At 73.9% G+C, this 18592-nt stretch carries 18 protein-coding genes; 6 read left to right on the plus strand and 12 right to left on the minus strand.

The window, feature by feature from the left end:
- Positions 1-76: 76 nt before the first annotated feature.
- On the minus strand, positions 77-202 hold the full coding sequence (locus DSM104329_RS19365; protein WP_259311493.1) for a hypothetical protein: 126 nt from the start codon (positions 200-202) through the stop codon (positions 77-79).
- 48 nt (positions 203-250) lie between these two features.
- Here DSM104329_RS19365 and DSM104329_RS19370 point away from each other — a divergent pair, with 48 nt between their 5' ends.
- From DSM104329_RS19370 to DSM104329_RS19380, 3 genes are all read left to right on the plus strand, one after another.
- Positions 251-1021 (plus strand): gamma-glutamyl-gamma-aminobutyrate hydrolase family protein, encoded by a 771-nt coding sequence (locus DSM104329_RS19370; protein WP_259311494.1) that lies wholly within the window; start codon positions 251-253, stop codon positions 1019-1021.
- A gap of 170 nt (positions 1022-1191) precedes the next feature.
- Positions 1192-2604 (plus strand): circularly permuted type 2 ATP-grasp protein, encoded by a 1413-nt coding sequence (locus tag DSM104329_RS19375; protein ID WP_259311495.1) that lies wholly within the window; start codon positions 1192-1194, stop codon positions 2602-2604.
- Positions 2589-3731 (plus strand): carboxylate-amine ligase, encoded by a 1143-nt coding sequence (locus DSM104329_RS19380; RefSeq protein WP_259311496.1) that lies wholly within the window; start codon positions 2589-2591, stop codon positions 3729-3731. Before DSM104329_RS19375 ends, DSM104329_RS19380 begins: the two co-directional genes overlap by 16 nt.
- 286 nt (positions 3732-4017) lie before the next feature.
- Here DSM104329_RS19380 and DSM104329_RS19385 read toward each other — a convergent pair whose 3' ends face one another.
- The 6 genes from DSM104329_RS19385 to DSM104329_RS19410 form a co-directional block, all read right to left on the minus strand.
- Positions 4018-5103 (minus strand): IS110 family RNA-guided transposase, encoded by a 1086-nt coding sequence (locus DSM104329_RS19385; RefSeq protein ID WP_326924449.1) that lies wholly within the window; start codon positions 5101-5103, stop codon positions 4018-4020.
- A gap of 127 nt (positions 5104-5230) precedes the next feature.
- Entirely contained in the window at positions 5231-5818 is a 588-nt protein-coding gene (locus DSM104329_RS19390) for an acyltransferase (RefSeq protein ID WP_259311497.1), read from the minus strand.
- Positions 5819-6059: 241 nt separating this feature from the next.
- Entirely contained in the window at positions 6060-6329 is a 270-nt protein-coding gene (locus DSM104329_RS19395) for a hypothetical protein (protein ID WP_259311498.1), read from the minus strand.
- Positions 6329-7417: an SDR family oxidoreductase gene (locus tag DSM104329_RS19400; RefSeq protein WP_259311499.1), complete on the minus strand. Its 1089-nt coding sequence runs from the start codon at positions 7415-7417 to the stop codon at positions 6329-6331. Before DSM104329_RS19400 ends, DSM104329_RS19395 begins: the two co-directional genes overlap by 1 nt.
- 122 nt (positions 7418-7539) lie before the next feature.
- The gene (locus tag DSM104329_RS19405) at positions 7540-8163 is read right to left on the minus strand and encodes a response regulator transcription factor (protein ID WP_259311500.1); all 624 of its coding nucleotides are present in this window, start codon (positions 8161-8163) and stop codon (positions 7540-7542) included.
- Complete coding sequence (locus DSM104329_RS19410) at positions 8150-9262, minus strand: GAF domain-containing sensor histidine kinase (protein WP_259311501.1); 1113 nt, start codon at positions 9260-9262, stop codon at positions 8150-8152. The genes DSM104329_RS19405 and DSM104329_RS19410 overlap by 14 nt, the downstream gene beginning before the upstream one ends.
- Positions 9263-9639: 377 nt before the next feature.
- Between DSM104329_RS19410 and DSM104329_RS19415 the strand changes: the two genes are divergently transcribed.
- The gene (locus DSM104329_RS19415) at positions 9640-10548 is read left to right on the plus strand and encodes a phosphotransferase enzyme family protein (protein WP_259311502.1); all 909 of its coding nucleotides are present in this window, start codon (positions 9640-9642) and stop codon (positions 10546-10548) included.
- 12 nt (positions 10549-10560) lie between these two features.
- Here the strand turns inward: DSM104329_RS19415 and uvrA are convergent, their stop codons facing one another.
- Positions 10561-13470, minus strand: coding sequence for an excinuclease ABC subunit UvrA (gene uvrA, locus DSM104329_RS19420; RefSeq protein WP_259311503.1), 2910 nt, complete (start codon positions 13468-13470; stop codon positions 10561-10563).
- Between the two features lie 79 nt (positions 13471-13549).
- Positions 13550-14116, minus strand: coding sequence for a dihydrofolate reductase family protein (locus tag DSM104329_RS19425; RefSeq protein ID WP_259311504.1), 567 nt, complete (start codon positions 14114-14116; stop codon positions 13550-13552).
- 131 nt (positions 14117-14247) lie between these two features.
- Here DSM104329_RS19425 and DSM104329_RS19430 point away from each other — a divergent pair, with 131 nt between their 5' ends.
- Entirely contained in the window at positions 14248-14994 is a 747-nt protein-coding gene (locus DSM104329_RS19430; RefSeq protein ID WP_259311505.1) for a DUF899 domain-containing protein, read from the plus strand.
- 15 nt (positions 14995-15009) lie between these two features.
- Here the strand turns inward: DSM104329_RS19430 and DSM104329_RS19435 are convergent, their stop codons facing one another.
- The 3 genes from DSM104329_RS19435 to DSM104329_RS19445 are packed head-to-tail and all read right to left on the minus strand — an operon-like array spanning position 15010 to position 17497.
- Positions 15010-15825, minus strand: coding sequence for a DivIVA domain-containing protein (locus tag DSM104329_RS19435; protein WP_259311506.1), 816 nt, complete (start codon positions 15823-15825; stop codon positions 15010-15012).
- Positions 15826-15844: 19 nt separating this feature from the next.
- Positions 15845-16705 carry a hypothetical protein gene (locus DSM104329_RS19440; protein ID WP_259311507.1) on the minus strand — a complete coding sequence of 287 codons (861 nt, stop codon included), beginning with the start codon at positions 16703-16705 and terminating at the stop codon, positions 15845-15847.
- Between the two features lie 51 nt (positions 16706-16756).
- Complete coding sequence (locus tag DSM104329_RS19445) at positions 16757-17497, minus strand: HhH-GPD family protein (RefSeq protein WP_259311508.1); 741 nt, start codon at positions 17495-17497, stop codon at positions 16757-16759.
- 52 nt (positions 17498-17549) lie between these two features.
- Here DSM104329_RS19445 and DSM104329_RS19450 point away from each other — a divergent pair, with 52 nt between their 5' ends.
- Positions 17550-18575, plus strand: a complete 1026-nt coding sequence (locus DSM104329_RS19450; RefSeq protein ID WP_259311509.1) for a hypothetical protein — start codon at positions 17550-17552, stop codon at positions 18573-18575.
- The last annotated feature ends 17 nt before the right edge of the window (positions 18576-18592 follow it).

The raw sequence follows: 18592 nt of genomic DNA on the forward strand, positions 1-18592 counted from the left end.
GTGCGCGTTGGGCTCGGCCCGGAGCCGGCCGACGTAGGCCGGCTCCCACAGCCGCGCGACCGGACGCGCGGGTCGGTCATCGCGTCCCGTACGAGCTCGAGGTACGGCCCTCGAGCTCGACGAGCGCGGGCACCGGGAAGTAGCCCTTCGGCCGGTCGATGACCTCGGCCCTCGACGCGCACTCTCCCGTGATTGCGCGCATCCCGGTCCCCGGTTCCCGGCGGCAGCGCCCGCTACGCTCGACCCCGCCATGACCGAGCCGCTTGTCGGGATCTCCACGTCGGAGCTGCGCACGCCTCCGCACGTCGAACCGCTCGCCGAGAGCGACCCGGTGCGCCGCGAGCTCGCGCTGGGGCTCGACTACCCGCGCGCCGTCGACGCGGCGGGCGCGATCCCGGTCGTGATCCCGCCGATGGCGGCGGGCGACCTGAACTCGCTCGTCGGCCGGCTGGACGGGCTGCTGCTCTCCGGCGGACCGGACCTCCACCCGTCGCTCTACGGCGCCGAGCCGCACGCGTTCCTGGGCCCCACGGAGCCGCCGCTGGACGCCTTCGAGCTCGAGCTCCTGCGCAGGGCCGACCAGGCTCAGCTCCCCCTGCTGGCGATCTGCCGCGGGCAGCAGGCGCTCAACGTCGGGCGCGGCGGCACGCTCTACCAGCACCTGCCCGAGGACGTCGGGGGCGAGATCGAGCACCGCCAGCGCCAGCCCGGCCGGGTCGCGACCCACACGGTGCGCATCGAGCCCGACAGCGCGGTGGCGGACGCCCTCGGTGCCACCGACATCGAGGTCAACTCGTTTCACCACCAGGCGATCCGCGACCTCGGGCGGGGGCTGCGCGCCGTCGCCTGGGCGCGCGATGGGGTGATCGAGGCGATCGAGGCGACCGATCGCCGGTTCGCGATCGGCGTCCAGTGGCACGCGGAGAGCCTCGTGGCCCGCGACGACCACCAGCGCCTGTTCCGGCGGTTCGTGGACGCCGCGGCGCAGACGCGCGCGGGCGGCGCTCGGGCCGCGGCGTAGCCGCGGTGCAGACGGCGGGAAGGCGCTCGGGCCGCGGCGTAGCCGCGGTGCACCGCTTTCCGGCCCCGGCGCCGGCGGCGGTCGACCTGCCCGCCGACCCACCCGAGCGCCCGGTCCGTCGTGACGGGGGTCGATTGCGATGCGGCGGACCGTGGGTAGGTGCAACGGTGATGATCGTCCAGGAACGACGGTCGCCCCCCCACCCCTACGAGCCCACCCCCGGCAGCTGGGACGAGGCGTTCGATGCCGACGGGCGGGTGCGACCGCTGTATGCCGAGCTCATGGCCGCCATCGAGGCGGCCGACCTCGCCGGCCTGCTGCGCCGCGTCAGCGACCACGCGGCCGCGGAGGGCGCGACGTTCGGCGGCGACGAGGCGTTCCCGGTCGACCCGGTCCCGCGGCTCATCGGCGCCGCCGAGTGGGCCGAGCTCGAGGCCGGCCTGGGCCAGCGCCTGCGCGCCCTCGACGCGTTCGCCGGCGACATGGCGGGCGCCGAGCCGCGCATCGTGGCCGCGGGCGCCGTGCCCGAGCGCCTGACGGCGACGCTGCCGTTCCGCGAACCCGACCTCGCCGGCGTGCCGGCCCCGCCGGGCGCGCGCATCGCCATCGCGGGCCTCGACGTCGTCCGCGACGCCGACGGGACGTTCCGGGTCCTCGAAGACAACGTGCGCACGCCATCGGGGATGGCCTACCTGCTCGCGGCCCGCCGGGCGGTCAAGGCGCACGTGGCCGAGACGGGCCCCCGCCGGCAGGTCCGCGCGGCGCTGGCCAACCTGCTCGGCGGCGTGCTCGCCGCCGCCCGGCCGCACCCGGAGTCCGACGGCCACGTGGTCGTGCTCTCCGACGGGCCGTCGAACTCCGCGTTCTTCGAGCATCGCGTGCTCGCCGACCTTGCGGGCGTCCGGCTCGTGCGGCCCGACGATCTGCGCCGCGACGGCGGCCGGCTGCTGCTGCGCGACGACGGCCGCCCCGTGCAGGTCGCCTACCGGCGCACAGACGAGGATCGGCTGCGCGACGCGGACGGGCGGCTCACGCCGATGGGCGAGCTCCTGCTCGAGCCGCTGCGGGCGGGCACGCTCGTGGTCGTCAACTCGTTCGGCGCCGGCGTCGCGGACGACAAGCGCATCTATCCGTACGTGGACGAGATGATCCGGTTCTACCTCGGCGAGGCGCCGCTCGTGCCCTCGGTGCGGACGTACGACCTCGAGGAGCGCGCGCAGCGCGACGACGTCCTGGACCGGCTCGGCGAGCTCGTGCTCAAGCCGCGCGACGGCCACGGGGGCCGCGGCGTGCTCGTCGGCCCGTCGGCCGGCACGGACGAGCTGCGCGAGGCGGCGGAGGCGGTGCGTGCGGATCCGGGCGGCTGGGTCGCCCAGGACACCCTGCGGCTCTCGACGCACCCGACGGTCGTCGGCGATCGCCTCGAGCCCCGCCACGTCGACCTGCGCCCGTTCGTCTTCTTCGACGGCGTCCGGACGGTCGCCCTGCCCGGCGGGCTGACCCGGGTGGCGCTCGAGGCGGGCAGCATGATCGTCAACTCCTCACGAGGCGGCGGAGGCAAGGACACATGGGTGCTTCCCTGAGCGCCGAACGGCCCGCGTGGGCGCAGTGGGGTGGCGGCGGCGGGCCGGCCACCGCCTTCACGGTGGGCGTCGAGGAGGAATGCATGCTCGTCGCGCCCGAGTCGTGGAACCTCGCCGGGGCGATCGACGAGGTGCTGCCGCGCCTGCCCGCCGACGTAGCGGCCCACGCCAGCGCGGAGACGCACGCGGCGGCGCTGGAGCTCGCCACCGGCGTGCACGGGACCGTCGACGCGGCGATCGAGGAGCTCGCCGACCTCCGGGCCGCGCTGCGCGAGACGACGGAGTCGTGCGGCCTCGCCGCGGCCGCGGCGGGCACGCACCCGTTCGCCGTGTGGCGCGACGTGTCGGTGTCGACGGGCGCGCGCCAGGCGCTCGTGTACGGCTCGATGCGCGAGCTCGCGCGCCGCGAGCCGACGTTCGCACTGCACGTCCACGTCGGCGTACCGGACCCCGAGGATGCCGTCCGGGTGGCCAACCGCCTGCGCGTGCATCTGCCGGTCCTGCTGGCGCTGTCGGCGAACTCGCCGTTCTGGCAGGGCCGCGACACGGGCCTGGCCTCGGCCCGCACGCCGCTGTTCCAGGCGTTCCCGCGCGTCGGGATCCCGCGCGCGTTCGACAGCTACGAGGATTGGCTGCAGACCGTCGGCCTACTCATCCGCTGCGAGGCGTTCCCGGAGCCGACGTTCCTGTGGTGGGACGTGCGGCTGCAGCCGGCGCTGGGGACCGTCGAGGTGCGGATCATGGACACGCAGACGACCGTCGAGGACAGCGGCGCGCTCGTCGCGCTCGTGCAGTGCCTCGCGCGGCTGGAGGCGCTCGAGGGCTTCGCCGACCCGCTCGCGGTCCGCAGCGACGAGGTCCTCGCCGAGAACCGCTTCATCGCCGCCCGCGACGGCACGACGGCCGCGCTCATCGACCCCTCCGTCGAGATGCGCATCCCGCTCGGCGAGGTGGTGGAGCGGCTGCTCGCCGCGTGCCGGCCGCACGCCGAGGACCTGGGCTGCGCGGACTGGATGCACGGCGTCGAGCGCCTGCTCGCGGATCCCGGCGCCGAGCGCCAGCTCGCCCTGGGGCGCGAGCCGGACCGCCTTCCCGGGCTCATGGCCGCCCTGGCGGGCGTGTACTAGTTCTGATATGTCCGTCGTGTTGTCAAGTGGGCGTGCGTGATCGCCGTCCGCTTGGCGGCCGTCGGGCGGGGTTGGTCGGTGGGCCGGGACGCCGGGCTCGGTGTCGGCGTTGCCAGTCTGAGATGCGAGGGTTGGGTACCTCAGGGCCCGGTTTCGTGCTGCCGGCTTTTGCTGTCTAGGAACGAGCGTGCCGCCCACCGAGGGGGTGCTCATAGAACGTTCGCGCGTGCCGGCCGCTGATGGCCCGGCGCCCCGGCCCACCGACCGTGATGTTCTCAGCCGCGGGTCAGTCGGCGGTGGCGGCGGCCCAGAGGAACCCGGCGAGCTGCCGTGCGCAAGCGACCACCACGATGTTGTGGGGCTTGCCGCGGGCCTTCATCGTGCGATGGACCTTATAGAGGCGCTGCTGGGCGCGGTTGCTGATCGCGAGGATGTGGTCGGGCTGTCCGGCCTGGCGGTTGGCCAGTGTCGCGCCCAGCCGTGGTTCGCGGCCGTAGTGCCAGGCCGACTCGACCAACAACCTGCGGGCGAGCGTCGAGCCGGTCTTGGTGATCGAGCCCTGGCGCGAGGACTCACCGGACTGGTTGAGCGTCGGTGTCAGTCCCAGCCACGCGCCCAGCGCGGCGGCGCGCTCAAAGCGGCGCCAGTCGCCGCCGAGCTCGAGGTGGATCGACAGGGCGCTCAGCGTGTCGATGCCTCTGAACGCGCGCAGCCGGGCGACGGTCGGCCACCACCGCTCATCCGTCGCAAGCTGGGCGAGTTGCAGTGCGACCGCCTGCTTGCGCGCCGTCAACCCGTCGACCGCCGCGATGAGATCGGCGAAGACCAGGGCGCTGGCCGGCTCGCCGAACTGCTGACGCGACAACCAGCGACGGTGCTCGGTGGTCCAGGTCGTCGGCTTGGGATAGACCCGCCCGTGGCGCAACAGCATCTTGCTCACGCGATGGCGGGCGTCCATCAGATCGCGCCGGCACGCATCGTGGGCGCGGGTCATCTCTCTGGCGGCCTCGATCTCCGGCGGCGGCACCACGACCCGCGTCAGCGACCCGGCCAGCAACAACCGGGCCAGAAGCTCGGCGTCCTTGCGGTCGCTCTTGACTCTGTCAGACGATCCCCGCGGGGTCTTCCCGGGCGCGATCACCTGCATCGCGATCCCCGCTGTCGTCGCCGCTCGGTAGAGCCCGAAACCGGTCGACCCGGCCTCATAGCACGCGCGTGCCGGACCGGGCTGCTGGAGCATCCACGCGATCGGTGCCTCCAACCCAGGGCCGAACTTCGCGCGTCGCAGCTCGCCGGTCATCGTGTCGATCGCTGCCGCGTGCGTCGAGCGGGCATGGACATCGAGACCGACCCACGTCATCGTTCCGGTCATGGCCGGACCTCCTCACTCATCTGGGGTCAGCCAGAGGCCATCCCTCTGGTCAGACAAACCCCCGCGAGGAGCGTCCGGCCATCAGCCTCGGCAGTCAACCCCTTCCGGGCCGACCGCCTCATAGGGTCTAGTATTCGAGCGTTCGCACCACCCGGGCGGGCGCGCCGGCCGCGATCGAATACGGCGGCAGGTCGCTCGTCACCACGCTGTTGGCGCCGACGACGCAGCGCTCGCCGATCGTCACGCCGCTCGTGACCACGACGTGGGCGCCGAGCCACACGTTGTCGCCCAGGCGGGTCGGGCCCTTCGACGTGAACCCCTGCCACGGCACCGGCTTGCCGGGGTCGTCGAAGCGGTGGTTGGCGTCGGTGACGAAGCAGCCGTTGGCGAGCATGCAGTGCTCGCCGATCTCCACGAGCTCGTGGGCGGCGACCATCACGCCGAGGTTCAGGAAGCTGCCGGCACCGATGCGGATGCGACCGGGAGCCGGCGCGGTGAGCCAGACGCCGGGCTCGAGGAGGGCGTTCTCCCCCAGCTCCAGGCGGCCCTCGTCGAACATCTCGAGCACGTTGCCGTGCACCGGCCAGCGGATGAACGCGCCGCGGCGCAGGGCGTGCAGGTGGATGCGCCCGCGGTTCCACGGCAGCGTGCTGCGCTCGTACCAGCGCCACTTCTGCGCCCAGATCCGGGCGCGGGCGGCCAGGCGGTGGTCCATCGCGTGATCTTCGCGCACGGAGCGCGCCGAAGCGGTGCTCAGGACGATCGCGAGGATGCGGCGACGAGTCGCCGACGCTCTCAGTCGCGCGCGAACGCCGGACGCAGCAGCGCTCGCGCGGCAACGACGCGACGCGCGCGGTCGCCTTCGGCACGGCGGGCGCCGGTCCCGACCGGGACGGAGGCGAGGCGGCGCCGAGCGACGATGGCGGCCGGCACCGAGCGGCTGGCGCGCGGCACCGTCAGAACTGGCGCCCGGGGATCCGCACCAGCGTCGACATCCCGGCCCACGGCGGGCGCAGCTGAACGCGCAGCGACTGCTCGGCGGTCAGGTCCACCCGCCAGTCCAGGCCGCAGCGGTGACAGTGGCAGTCGACGGTGGCCGAGTCGCTGCTGAGCTGCACCGTCGCGTGCGTCGGCTCGCACAGGCAGCCCGAGCAGGCGAAGCTGGCGTGGACGAGCTCGTCGGGATCGTCGGGGCGGAAGCGGGCGATCTCGCTCGCGACCTGCATCACGCCGCCGCCAGCCCGATCTCCGCGCCGATGGCGCCCGCGTCCTCGCGCAGCGCCGGGACCCGCCCCCAGCGCGTGGCCTCGGCGTAGTCCATGAGCCGCTCGAACAGCGCGTCGAGCGGCGCGGCGACGATCCCCTGCGCCTCGAGCAGCTCGCGCGCCTGGCGGTCGTCGAACGTCGTGCGCACGTCGAAGTACGGCACGAGTGCGTCGGCCTTGCCGGCGCGGCGTAGCGGGGCGAACGTGGGCTCGGGCTGCTGGAAGCGCGTCTGCGCGAGCCCGAGGACGTCGCCCACCGTCGCCGCGCGGTCGCCGGCGACGAGGTTGAACGTCCGGCCCTCGATGCCGGGAGCGTCGAGCAGATGCACCAGCGATGCCGCGACGTAGTCGAGCGGGACGGCGTCCACGATGCCCGCGGGATCGGCGGGCACCCTGTCGAGCAGCCCGCGGGCGAACGCCCGCAGCGGCAGATAGAGCGCACTGAACGCGGGCGTCCATCCGGTGTCGGCCGAGCCCACCACGATCGACGGCCGGGCGATGACGACCGGCAGCTCCGAGCTCGACACGAGCCGCTCGGCGAGGTGCTTGCTCTGCTCGTAGGTGTTGCGGAAGCCCTGGCCGGCGATGAGCTGCGTCTCATGGAAGCAGCCGTCGTAGCGGCCGGAGACGAACGCGGTCGAGACGTGGACGATGCGCCGCAGCTCCGGCATGTCGCGCCCGAGCTCGAGCACGCGCTGGGTGCCGAGCGCGTTGATGGCGAGCGCGTCCGGGAGCGGCTGGTCGAAGCCGACCGCCGCGGCGCAGTGCACGATCCGATCCGCGGTCGCGGCGATCTCATGGCGGTCGCCGGCCGACAGGCCGAGGCGCGGCGTGGTGACGTCGGCGGGCATCGCCCGGACGCGGTCGCGTGCCGGGACCGTGCGCCACAGGCGACCCAGGATGGTGTGCAGGCGGCGGTCCGCCTCGTCGGCGTCAGCCGCGCGCAGGAGGACGATGACGTCGTCCTCGCCGCGTTCGAGCAGGCGCGCCAGGACCTCCATCCCCACCACGCCGCTGCCGCCGGTCAGAACGATCGCGCCTTGAGTCATGCCATCACCCTCCCGTGGTCCACGGGAGCCCGCCACCACAACCCCCCGCCCGGGGGGTGCAGATGTGACCGGCAGGTGACCATGCCCCGGGATCGGGCCGATCTGCCGGTTTGGGGCGTGGCTCAGGCGAGCAGACCGAGTCGTTGCGCGCGCACCACGGCCTCGGCCCGGTTGCGCACGTCGAGCTTGCGGTACAGCGAGCTCGTGTGCTCCTTGACGGTGTGCGGCGACAGGAACAGCATGCCGGCGATCTCGCGGTTCGTGGCGCCGCTGGCGATGAGCGACAGCACCTCGCGCTCCCGCGGGCTGAGCATCGCGCCTGGAAGCTCCTCCTGCGGCGGGAAGACGCTGCGGCCGAGCCCGACGGCGCGGACGGCGCGGGCGATGTCCTGCGCCGGCAGGTCCTTGGACACGAAGCCGACCGCGCCGGCCGCCCGTGCGGCGTTCGGCGAGATCCGCCCCGCGCCCGAGATGAACAGCACCCGCGTTCTCGGCACCGCGAGCCGCAGCCGCTCGCAGATCTCCGCGCCGGACTCCTCCCCCACGAACAGGTCGACGAGGGCGACGTGCGGCTCGTAGCGGCGCGCATGCGCGAGTGCCTCGTCGCCGTCGTGGGCGGCCAGGCAGCGCTCGACCCAGGGCTGCTCGCCGAGCATGAGCCGCAGGCCCCAGTGCACGACCTCGTGGTCGTCGACGACGAGGATCGACAGGCGCCGGTCGTCGCGCACGTCGTCAGGCCGGGTCATCGGGCACCATCAGCTTGACGCGCCAGGCTCCGGCCTCGCCGCCCGGCCCGTACTCGACGATGCCGCCGCTCTGCAGCGCCTCGAAGGCGACGAGGCGCAGGCCCATGCCGGTCGGGCCGGTGTGCCGGCGCACGCCGTCGTTGACGACCTCCATGACGAAGGCGCCGTCGGTGCGCCGCAACGCGACCGCGATCCGGGTGGGCTGCGCGTGCTTGTGGGCGTTGCGGACCGCTTCGGCGAGCACGGACTGCGCCAGCGACTCGAGCCGCTCGGGCACGTCGGCGGGGTCGCCGTCGGACACGGCGATCTCGAGGTCGGCGTGCTCGCGGGCGAGGCGCTCGAGCTCGGCGCCGAGCGACGTGCGGCTCGGCCGGGGCGCGCGTCCGAGCGGCCGCTGGATGGTCGCCCGCAGCTCGCCGAGCGCGGCCTGCACCTCCTCGGCGCAGCGCTGGCGGGCGCGCGCGCTGAGCTCGCCGTCGCCCGCGAGCGCCAGCGAGACCCCGAACAGCCGCTGGATGACGTTGTCGTGGACCTCGCGGGCCAGGTCGATGCGGTGCTCGAGCTGCGCCGCGCGCTCGCTCTGGCTCGTCGCGATGCGCGCCACCGCCGCGAGGGCCGCCGCCTTGCCGAGCGTCCACAGGAGATCGCGGTCGCCGTCGTCGAGGCGGGTCGCGTCGGCGTGCCGGTCGCCGACGATCACGCCGACCCAGCGCCCCGCGGCGGCCATCGGGATGCACACCACCTGCGCGGGGCGCAGCAGCTCGACGTACTTCGGCGGCAGCTGCTCGGCGTGCCGCGCGAAGACCTCGAGCACCCGGTCCTCCTCGAGGCTGCGGCGCGCCAGCGGGGCGGTCTCGACGCTGAAGCGCTCGCCGGCGAACAGGTCCAGGGAGATGCCGTGTGAGCCCGCGGCCCGGACGCGGCGCATCGCACCGTCGTAGCGGAACAGGATGGCGCGCTCCATCCCCGCGAGCCGGCAGATGGCTTCGCACAGCCCGCCGTAGAAGGCGTCGGTCGTCTCCGCGGCGTCCGACTGCGAGAGGACGTCGACGAAGACCTCGAGGGCGGCGACTGGGGTTCCGGGGACGCCGGTGCTCATGGCGCCATCCTCCCGCACCGGGGCGGGCGCTACCACCGGCGGCGCATGGGCGGTCGTGGCGGGCGGTCGTGGCGGGCGGGCGCAGCGGCCATCCTCCCGGGCGCAGCGACCACCCCCATGTGGGGGGTCGTGAGCGACCGATGCTTGGCCCGGGCGATTCGGCCTGCCTATGGTCGGCGTGACCCCGGGCCTTCGGTGATGGATTGTTCCTCGGGGTCACCCTCCAGGGAGGTCCCGGCGCTGAGAATGCGCCGGGGCCCCGGAGAGGGCGCCGCCCTCCCGCCGCCCCGGCGGACGTGCAGCGAGACGCCTCGAAACGAGCCGTGCCGAGGATGATCGACGGGTCCGTGTCGCGGTCATGCGCCAGCATCTGCGCCATGGCCGACGACGTCCTGACCGGCGCGGGCGCCGACCTCGATGCGCGCGCGGTCGCCGCGGCGGTGGCCATCTCCCGCGAGCACGGCATCCGCGTGCGCGAGCCGCGCGTCCTCGGCGCCACGAGCAACGTGCTCGTGCACCTGCGGCCGGCCCCGGTCGTCGCGCGCGTCGCCACGACGACGGCGACCGTCCGACCCCGCGCGGGCGCGCTCGCGCTCGAGCGGGAGATCGCGGTGGCGGAACATCTCGCCGCGACCGGCGCCGCGGTCGTGGCGCCGAGCCGCGAGCTCCCGCCGGGGCCCCACCGCCACGACGGCCTCGCGCTCAGCTTCTGGACGCACGTCGAGCACGACGGCGCGGCGCCCGAGATGACGGAGGTCGGCCGCTCGCTCGCCGAGCTGCACGAGCGCCTGCGGAGCTTCCCCGGCCGCCTGAGCTACCTCGAGCCCTGCGTCGCCGAGGTCGGCCGCGCCATCGGCGTCCTCGAGCGCGACCACGCGCTCGACCCACGCGACATCGCCGAGCTGCGCGAAGCGGCCGCGCACGTCGAGCGCGCGCTCGCGCCGCTGCGCGACGCGGCCCAGCCCGTCCACGGCGACGCCCACCCCGGCAACGTCATCGTCACGCGCGACGGCCTGCTGTGGACCGACTTCGAGGACACGTGCGCCGCGCCCCGGGCGTGGGACCTCGCCTGCCTGGCGGCCTCGTCGCGCTTCGCCGCCGAGCCGGCGCTCGCCGGCTACGCCGAGGCGCTGGGCGCGGATCCGGCCGGCGACGGGGAGCTCGAGCCGTTCGTCACGGCGCGCATGCTGCAGGGCACCGTGTTCCTCGCCGTGCTGGCGCGGCGGTTTCCGGAGCGGCGCCGGCAGGCCGAGCAGTACCGCCGCGCGCTGCGCGACCGGTTCTGACGCCCGGTCCGGCTACGCCGCCGCCGCCGCCGGCTTCGACCGCGACCGCGTGCGGCGCGCCTTGGGCGCCGCGGGCGTCACGAGCTCGGACAGGAAGCGGCCGGTGTGGGAGTCCGGGACGCCCGCGACCTCCTCGGGCGTGCCGACGACCATCAGGCGGCCGCCCTCCTCGCCGCCCTCGGGCCCCATGTCGATGATGCGGTCCGCGGTCTTGATGACGTCGAGGTTGTGCTCGATCACCACCACGCTGTTGCCCGCCTCGACGAGCCGCTGCAGCACCTCGAGCAGCCGCTGGACGTCGGCGAAGTGCAGGCCGGTCGTCGGCTCGTCGAGGATGTAGAGCGTCGAGCCAGTGGCGATCTTCGACAGCTCGGTCGCGAGCTTGACGCGCTGCGCCTCGCCCCCCGACAGCGTCGTCGCCGGCTGGCCGAGGCGGATGTAGCCGAGCCCCACGTCGTTGAGCGTCTCCAGGCGCCGGCGGATCTTCGGGATGTGCGCGAAGAACTCGACCCCCTCCTCGACCGGCATGTCGAGGACGTCGGCGATCGTCTTGCCCTTGAAGCGGATGTCGAGCGTCTCGCGGTTGTAGCGCTTGCCGTGGCACTGCTCGCACGGCACGTAGACGTCGGGCAGGAAGTGCATCTCGATCTTGATCTGCCCGTCGCCGCGGCACACCTCGCAGCGGCCGCCCTTGACGTTGAACGAGAACCGCCCCGGCTTGTAGCCGCGCGCGCGCGCCTCCTGCGTCTTCGAGAAGAGGTCGCGGATGACGTCGAAGAGCCCCGTGTAGGTCGCCGGGTTCGAGCGCGGCGTGCGGCCGATCGGCGACTGGTCGATCTGGATGACCTTGTCGAGCTGCTCGATGCCGCGCACGCCGCGATGGGCGCCCGCGCGCTGGCGCGCCTTCGACAGCTTGTTGGCGACCGCCTTGTAGAGCACCTCGTTGACGAGCGTCGACTTGCCGGACCCCGACACGCCGGTGACGCAGGTCAGCACGCCGAGCGGGACCTTCACGTCGACCGACTTGAGGTTGTGCTGGGAGGCGCCCAGGATCTCGAGGTGGCCGCTCGGCGTGCGCCGCCGCTTCGGCACGTCGATCGTGCGCGTGCCGGCGAGGAACTGCCCGGTCAGCGACTCCTTCACCCGCTCCACGTCGGCGGCCGTCCCCTGCGCCACGACGTGACCGCCGTACTCGCCCGCCCCCGGACCGAGGTCGACGAGATGATCGGCGCGGCGCATCGTCTGCTCGTCGTGCTCGACGACGATCACGGTGTTGCCGAGGTCGCGCAGGCGCTCGAGCGTGGCGACCAGCTTCTCGTTGTCGCGCTGATGCAGGCCGATCGACGGCTCGTCGAGGATGTAGAGCACGCCGACCAGCGACGAGCCGATCTGCGTCGCCAGGCGGATGCGCTGCGCCTCGCCGCCCGACAGCGTCGCCGCCGCGCGCGACATCGACAGGTAGCCGACGCCCACGTTGTCGAGGAAGCGCAGCCGCTCGTCGATCTCGCGCAGGATCAGCCGAGCCACCGCCTGGTCGTGCTCGGACAGCTCGAGCTCGCCGAGCCAGCGCAGCGCGGCGCGCGCGCTCAGCTCGCTGAACTCGTGGATCGGCGTCTCGGCGATGAGCACCGCCCGCGACTCCGGCCGCAGCCGCGCGCCCTTGCACGACGGGCACGGCCGCACCGACATGAACTCCTCGATCTTCTCCCGCGAGTACTCGGAGTCGGTCTCGCGATACCGCCGCTGGAGGTTCGGGATGATCCCCTCGAACTGCGTCGCGTACGAGCGTCGGCGGCCGTAGCGGTTGCGGTAGGAGACCTGGATGCGCTCCTCGCCGGTCCCGTAGAGGTACAGATCCTGCTGCTCGGGCGCCAGCGCCTCCCACGGGCACTCGAGGTCGATCCCGTACGTCTCCGCGATCGCCTGCGTGATCTGCTCGTAGTAGTTGCTCGCGCTGTTGGCCCAGGGCAGCAGCGCGCCCTCGCCGATCGTCAGCGACGGATCCGGCACGACCAGCTCCGGGTCGATCTCCATCTGCGACCCGAGCCCGGTGCACCGCTCGCACGCGCCGTGCGGCGCGTTGAACGAGAAGATCCGCGGCTCGAGCTCCGGGATCGACGGGCCGTGGTCCGGGCACGCGAACTTCTCGCTGAACAGCAGGCGGGCCGGATCGGGCGCGTGGGCGCCATCCGCGCGGGGGACCGTCTCCACCTCCACCATGCCGTCGGCCAGCGCGACCGCCGTCTCGATCGAGTCGGCCAGGCGCTTGCGCACCTCGCCGCGCATGACCAGCCGGTCCACCACGACGGAGATGTCGTGCTTGAACTTCTTGTCGAGGACGATCTCGTCCTCCAGCGACCGCAGCTCGCCGTCGACCTCGACGCGCGCGAAGCCCTCGCCGCGCAGCTCGTCGAAGAGCTTGCCGTACTCGCCCTTGCGCCCGCGCACCACGGGCGCCATGACCATGAAGCGCGTGCCCTCCTCGAGCTCCATGACCTGGTCGATGATCTGCTCGGCGGACTGGCCCGCGATCGGCTTGCCGCAGATGTGGCAGTGCGGCTGGCCGATGCGCGCCCAGAGCAGGCGCAGGTAGTCGTAGATCTCGGTGACCGTGCCGACCGTCGAGCGCGGGTTGCGCGACGTCGTCTTCTGGTCGATCGAGATGGCGGGCGACAGACCCTCGATCGAGTCGACGTCGGGCTTGTCCATCTGGCCGAGGAACTGGCGCGCGTAGGCGCTCAGCGACTCGACGTAGCGGCGCTGCCCCTCGGCGTAGATGGTGTCGAAGGCGAGCGAGGACTTGCCCGACCCGGAGAGGCCCGTGATGACCACGAGGGCGTCGCGCGGAAGCGCGATGGTGACGTCCTTGAGGTTGTGCTCACGGGCACCCGAGACGACGATCTGGTTGGAGGCGCGACGCACTCCTCCACTATAGGTAACCGAACAGACGTTCCCCCGGCGCGCGGCCCTCCTCGGCCGCAAAGTGCGTGACTTCGCGGCGTCACGCGTCCGCCCGCTCGTAGCGGGTGTAGACGACCTTCGACCCGAACGTGAGGGTCTCGGTCAGCCGCAGTGCGATCCGGTCGTCCGTCGGCGGGAAGAACGGGATCCCGCGCCCGAGGATGACCGGGTTGACGAACAGGCGGTACTCGTCGACGAGGCCGGCGCGGACCAACTCCGAGGCGAGCCCGGCGCCGCCCACCGCGAGCGGCTTGCCCGGCTGCTCCTTCAGCCGCGTGACCTCCTCGACCGCGTCGCCGCGCACGAGCATCGCGTTGCCCTCGACGCGCTGCAGCGTCGTCGAGAAGACGAGCTTCGGCAGCGCCCGCCAGATCTCCGCGAACTCGAGCTCGGCGCCGCTGGGCTCGGAGCGGACCTGCTCCCAGTCGTCCCACGGACGCATCGTCTCGTAGAGCCGGCGACCGCAGAGCTGGATGCCGAGCTCGCGGGCCTGCTCGTTGTGGAAGCGGTGCAACTCCTCGTCGGGCGCGGACCAGTCGATCTCGCCGGACGGCCCGGAGATGAAGCCGTCGAGCGACACCCCCATCGAATAGATCAGCCTGCGCATGCGCGGTCCTCCCGTCGGGTCATTGCGGATCACAGACCGCCCGGCGCACCGGATCTCATCGGCGGCCGATGACTTCGCGCGCCCGCCGCAGTCTGCAGTGTCGGAACGACGGCGGGACAGGAGGCGATCGGATGGCGAGACGGCACCGGACGGGAACGCGCGAGGAGTGGCTGGCCGCGCGGCGGCGGCTGCTCGAGCACGAGCGCCAGCTCACGCACCTCAGCGACGAACTGGCCCACCAGCGGCGGCAGCTGCCCTGGGTGCCGCTCGACACGGAGTACGAGTTCGACACGGCCGACGGGACGCGGACGCTGCGCGAGCTCTTCGAGGGCCGGCCGCAGCTGCTCGTCTACCACTTCATGTTCGGCCCGGGGGAGCGCGCAGGGTGCCCGAGCTGCTCGATGGCCGCCGACCACTTCGACGGGCCGCTGCCACACCTCAACGAGCGGGGCGTCAGCTTCGTCTGCGTGTCCCGCGCCCCGCTGGACGCGATCGAAGCCTACCGGCGCCGGATGGGCTGGCGGTTTCGGTGGGTGTCATCGCTGGACAGCGACTTCAACGTCGACTTCGGCGTCTCCTTCACACCCGAGCAGCAGGCCACGAGCGGCGAGTACGGCTACGCGCCGATCGAGCATCCGCCGGCGGACCTGCCGGGGTTCAGCGCCTTCGCCCTCGAGGACGGGGTCGTGCACCACACGTACTCGTGTTACGGACGCGGCGGCGACGCGCTGCTGGGCGTCTACCAGCTGCTCGATCGAGCGCCGTTCGGGCGCGACGAGGACGATCTGCCGTGGCCGATGGCGTGGGTGCGCCGCCGCGACGAGTACGGGCCGGCGCCGCCGCCGCGGCGCGGGGCCGCGTTCCTCAGGACGCTCTGAACCAGGCCGGCTCGGCTACCCGGTCTCGATCGTCGCGTAGACCTCGTCGAGGAGCTGCGCGCGGTCGGGCAGGTCGAAGTTCTCGGCGAGGTAGCGGTCCGCCTCCTCGCGGGCCTGGCCGTTGAGCGCCATGTTCAGCGCGATGAGGCGGGCGCCCTCGGCGTCGGCGACGCGGTCGGGCTCGGGTTCGGCGGGAGCGGCAGTGGGCGCGGGCGGGGCGGGCTCGGCGGCCGCGGCCCGCGTGCCGGCGCCGTTCTCGGACGGCTCGGCCTCGGGCGGGCGCGACAGGCCGGCCGCCGGGTCGGGCTCGGGGACCGCCACGGCCGCCGCGACCTCGGGCGGCCGCTCCCCGGCTGCGGTCCGCAGGTCGCCCATGTTGGAATCGAGCAGCGTCAGGTCCGCGTTCACGCGCGCGGCGCCCGTCCGCAGCGTGTCGACCAGCCCGCCGAGCTCCTCCTGCATCGCCTCGACCCGGCGCAGCATCTCGCCGCTGGCCTCCGCCACGCGGCCGACGTGGTCCTCGGCGCGCTCCAGCGCATCCGCCCGGGTGCGCTCGGCGTCGCGCGCCGCCTCGGCCCGCACCTGCTGGGCCTCGTCCTCGGCCGAGGATTCGATCGCCGCGGCGCTGGACTCGGCGGCCTCGACGATCGCGCGCACGCGCTCCGACGCGGCCTGCGCGAGCGAGTCGCCCGAGCGCCGCTTGAGCTGGCGCTGCAGCGCCTCCATCTCGTCGGCCAGGCGCGCGAGGTGGGCATCGACGGCGGCGGTGTCGTAGCCCCGGCGGCCGATGGGGAAGTCCCGCTTCTCGATGGCTTGGCGGTCGAGGGGCACGCGCATGTCCTCCGTGGGGTTAGCGATCGACAGCAGCGTACGCCATCGACCCGTCGACGGAGGACCGCTGCGGGCCGTCGGACGGCCCCGACGCGCGCCGCTCGCGCCAGCGCCGCACGCCCCACGCCAGCTCGTCAGCGACGAGGGCCACGACGACCGGCACGGTCGCCGGATACGGGCCCTCGCCGGCGAGCAGGCCGGCCTCGAGGAGCATGAGCCCGGCCGTGAGCGTCGCGACCCGGCGCTGGCCTCCCGGACGCCGCGCGGCGATCGCCCCGGCGACGCCCGCGACGAACAGGTCGCCGTACCCGAGCGTGAAGGTCCCGAGCGAGACGTGCGAGAGCTCCGGCAGGCCGCCGATGTCGGCCTGCGAGAGCGCCGCGGCCGCCGCGCCGACCCGCCCGTCCGCGACGAGCACGACGTCCGCGACGCACAGCACCACGATCCCGGCCGCGACCCACAGCGGCCCGCCCAGCCGGACGAGCAGCGCGCCGATCGCCACCGCGCTCAGCGCGCACAGGAGCGTCGTGCCGATCTGCCCGGCGAGCGTGTCCGGCGCGCCGAGGATGACGATGAGCATCACCGGGACGGCGGCAGCGAGCGCCGGGCGGCTTCCCCGGGCCATGCAGGCGGCGGCCAGCGCCGCGAGCGCGGGGACGGCGAGCGCCGCCAGGCCCGTGAGGACCTGCGCGGAGCGCGGATTGGCGGCAAGGATGAAGACGGCGGCAGCGAACAGGACGGGCGGGGCAAGCCACAGACCGCGGGCGCGAGGGCGCGACACGTCGACCCGGGGAAGGGCGACGGTAAGTCCCTGCACAGCCGCGAGGCCGGCACACGACGACACGTCCACGGCGCTGAGGCCATGGAAGAAGATCTGCATCGGACGGGGTTTATGGATACCCCATCAAACCTTTTGCTATCTCAAGGGAAGCTAAGCGAGCCCTTTATGAGAGACTTCTGTCTCATCTAGACGGATGAGCCCGTCGCGGGCCAGGCCCTCCAGCGCCCGCTCGATCCGACCGCGCTCGAGGGCGTCCGGCCACGGCTCGCGACCGACCATCGCCGCCAGCACCCGTCCGCGCGCGTAGCGGTCGGTGTCCTCGAAGCGCTCACGCCGCCCGCGCGCAGGCCGCACGACCGGCCGGCCCCGCGCTGCGCAGCGCGACACCGGGCACTCGGCGCAGCGCGCCTCGTGGGCCCGGCACAGCGTCGCGCCGAGCTCCATGACCGCCTGGTTGACCCCCGCCGACGGCCGCGGGCGGAACCCCCATCGCTCGTAGACGCGCCGCGCGTTCGTGTCGATCGCCAGCACCTCGTGGCCGAACGCGAACGAGCCGACCGCCGCCGCCGTGTACGGCCCCACCCCGGGCAGCGTCCGCAGGTCCTCGGGCCACCCGCCGGCGGCGACGATCCCCGCCGCCTCCCACAGCGCCTTCGCCCGCCGGTTGTAGCCGAGCCCGATCCACTCGGCGAGCACGTCGCCGAGCGGCGCGGCCGCGAGTGCCTCGGCCGTCGGCCAGCGCTCGAGCCACGCCTCGTAGCGCGGGACGACCCGGGCCACCTGGGTCTGCTGGAGCATGACCTCGCTGACGAGGATCGCGTAGGGGTCGGTCGTGCGCCGCCACGGAAGGTCGCGGCGGACGCGGTCATACCACTCGAGGAGCTCGTCCATGGGCATCGAAGACTGACGCGGATCTGACGACGAGGGTGCTAAGACAGGGGACATGCGCGTTTCCCGCAGGCTGATCCTCGCGGCCGGGGTCGCCGTCGCCGCCGCCGGCGGCGCCGCCGCCGTCGCCGCCACGCAGAGCGGGTCGTCGTCCGCCTCGACGACCCACGACCCCGCGTCGCACGCCGCGCGTGCTCACGCGCGCGGCGGCCCCGGCGGTCCGGGGCGGATGCGCGGCCCGCGGCTCGACGCGAACGCCCGCGCCGTCGTCGACGCCATCCGCACGGCGGTCGTCGCGCGCGCGGTCACCGTGGCCGGGCCGATCGTCGACCAGGCCGTCAAGGACGGCGAGCTGACCCAGGCCCAGGCGGACACCGCCAGGCAGGCGCTCGCCGACGCGCAGGCGGGCAAGCGGCCCTCCGCCGACGCGTTCGCGCTCCTGCGCGACGCGAAGGTCCGCGCGGTCGCCCAGAAAATGCTCAGGGCGGTCGCGCCCGACGTCCCGGGGATCGCGGGGCCGATCATCGACCAGGCCGTCAAGGACGGCAAGCTCACCCAGGTCCAGGCCGACGCGTTCAAGCAGCGCGTCCAGGCGCTCTCCGACCGGGCCGCGCAGGCCGACCTCGGCCGCATCGGACCGCGCGGTCCGGGTCACCGCACGGGGCCCGGTCCCGGCCACCGCCCCGGCCCGGCCGGTCCCGGGTTCAGCCGCCAGGACATGAGCGTCCTGCGCGACGTCTGGCAGGCGGTGCGCAGGCAGGCGCCCGCGGTCGCCGCCCCGATCGTCGACCTGGCCGTCAAGGACGGCAAGATCACCCAGGCCCAGGGCGACGAGCTGAAGACGGTCGCGGCCGAAGCCGCGAAGGACGGGCGCCCCCACCTCTTCGAGCACCGCGACCTGCTGCGCGACGAGAACGTCCGCGCGGTGGCCGGCGACATCAGCCGCGGCCTCGCCAGGCAGGCGCCGTCGATCGGCGGCCCGATCGTCGACCAGGCCGTCAAGGACGGCAAGCTCACCCAGGCGCAGGGCGACCGCGCGAAGCAGCGCCTGGCCGAGATGGCCAGGCGCGCCGGCGGCTGAGGCGCATCGGAGCGGGC

Source organism: Capillimicrobium parvum (assembly GCF_021172045.1).
Taxonomy (GTDB): Bacteria; Actinomycetota; Thermoleophilia; order Solirubrobacterales; family Solirubrobacteraceae; genus Capillimicrobium; species Capillimicrobium parvum.

Bases quoted from the DNA above. Each gene is read 5' to 3' on its own strand.
- DSM104329_RS19365 (WP_259311493.1), bottom strand. From the start codon at position 202: ATGCGCGCAATCACGGGAGAGTGCGCGTCGAGGGCCGAGGTCATCGAC.
- DSM104329_RS19370 (WP_259311494.1), top strand. From the start codon at position 251: ATGACCGAGCCGCTTGTCGGGATCTCCACGTCGGAGCTGCGCACGCCT.
- DSM104329_RS19375 (WP_259311495.1), top strand. From the start codon at position 1,192: ATGATCGTCCAGGAACGACGGTCGCCCCCCCACCCCTACGAGCCCACC.
- DSM104329_RS19380 (WP_259311496.1), top strand. From the start codon at position 2,589: ATGGGTGCTTCCCTGAGCGCCGAACGGCCCGCGTGGGCGCAGTGGGGT.
- DSM104329_RS19385 (WP_326924449.1), bottom strand. From the start codon at position 5,103: ATGACCGGAACGATGACGTGGGTCGGTCTCGATGTCCATGCCCGCTCG.
- DSM104329_RS19390 (WP_259311497.1), bottom strand. From the start codon at position 5,818: ATGGACCACCGCCTGGCCGCCCGCGCCCGGATCTGGGCGCAGAAGTGG.
- DSM104329_RS19395 (WP_259311498.1), bottom strand. From the start codon at position 6,329: ATGCAGGTCGCGAGCGAGATCGCCCGCTTCCGCCCCGACGATCCCGAC.
- DSM104329_RS19400 (WP_259311499.1), bottom strand. From the start codon at position 7,417: ATGACTCAAGGCGCGATCGTTCTGACCGGCGGCAGCGGCGTGGTGGGG.
- DSM104329_RS19405 (WP_259311500.1), bottom strand. From the start codon at position 8,163: ATGACCCGGCCTGACGACGTGCGCGACGACCGGCGCCTGTCGATCCTC.
- DSM104329_RS19410 (WP_259311501.1), bottom strand. From the start codon at position 9,262: ATGAGCACCGGCGTCCCCGGAACCCCAGTCGCCGCCCTCGAGGTCTTC.
- DSM104329_RS19415 (WP_259311502.1), top strand. From the start codon at position 9,640: ATGGCCGACGACGTCCTGACCGGCGCGGGCGCCGACCTCGATGCGCGC.
- DSM104329_RS19425 (WP_259311504.1), bottom strand. From the start codon at position 14,116: ATGCGCAGGCTGATCTATTCGATGGGGGTGTCGCTCGACGGCTTCATC.
- DSM104329_RS19430 (WP_259311505.1), top strand. From the start codon at position 14,248: ATGGCGAGACGGCACCGGACGGGAACGCGCGAGGAGTGGCTGGCCGCG.
- DSM104329_RS19440 (WP_259311507.1), bottom strand. From the start codon at position 16,705: ATGCAGATCTTCTTCCATGGCCTCAGCGCCGTGGACGTGTCGTCGTGT.
- DSM104329_RS19445 (WP_259311508.1), bottom strand. From the start codon at position 17,497: ATGGACGAGCTCCTCGAGTGGTATGACCGCGTCCGCCGCGACCTTCCG.
- DSM104329_RS19450 (WP_259311509.1), top strand. From the start codon at position 17,550: ATGCGCGTTTCCCGCAGGCTGATCCTCGCGGCCGGGGTCGCCGTCGCC.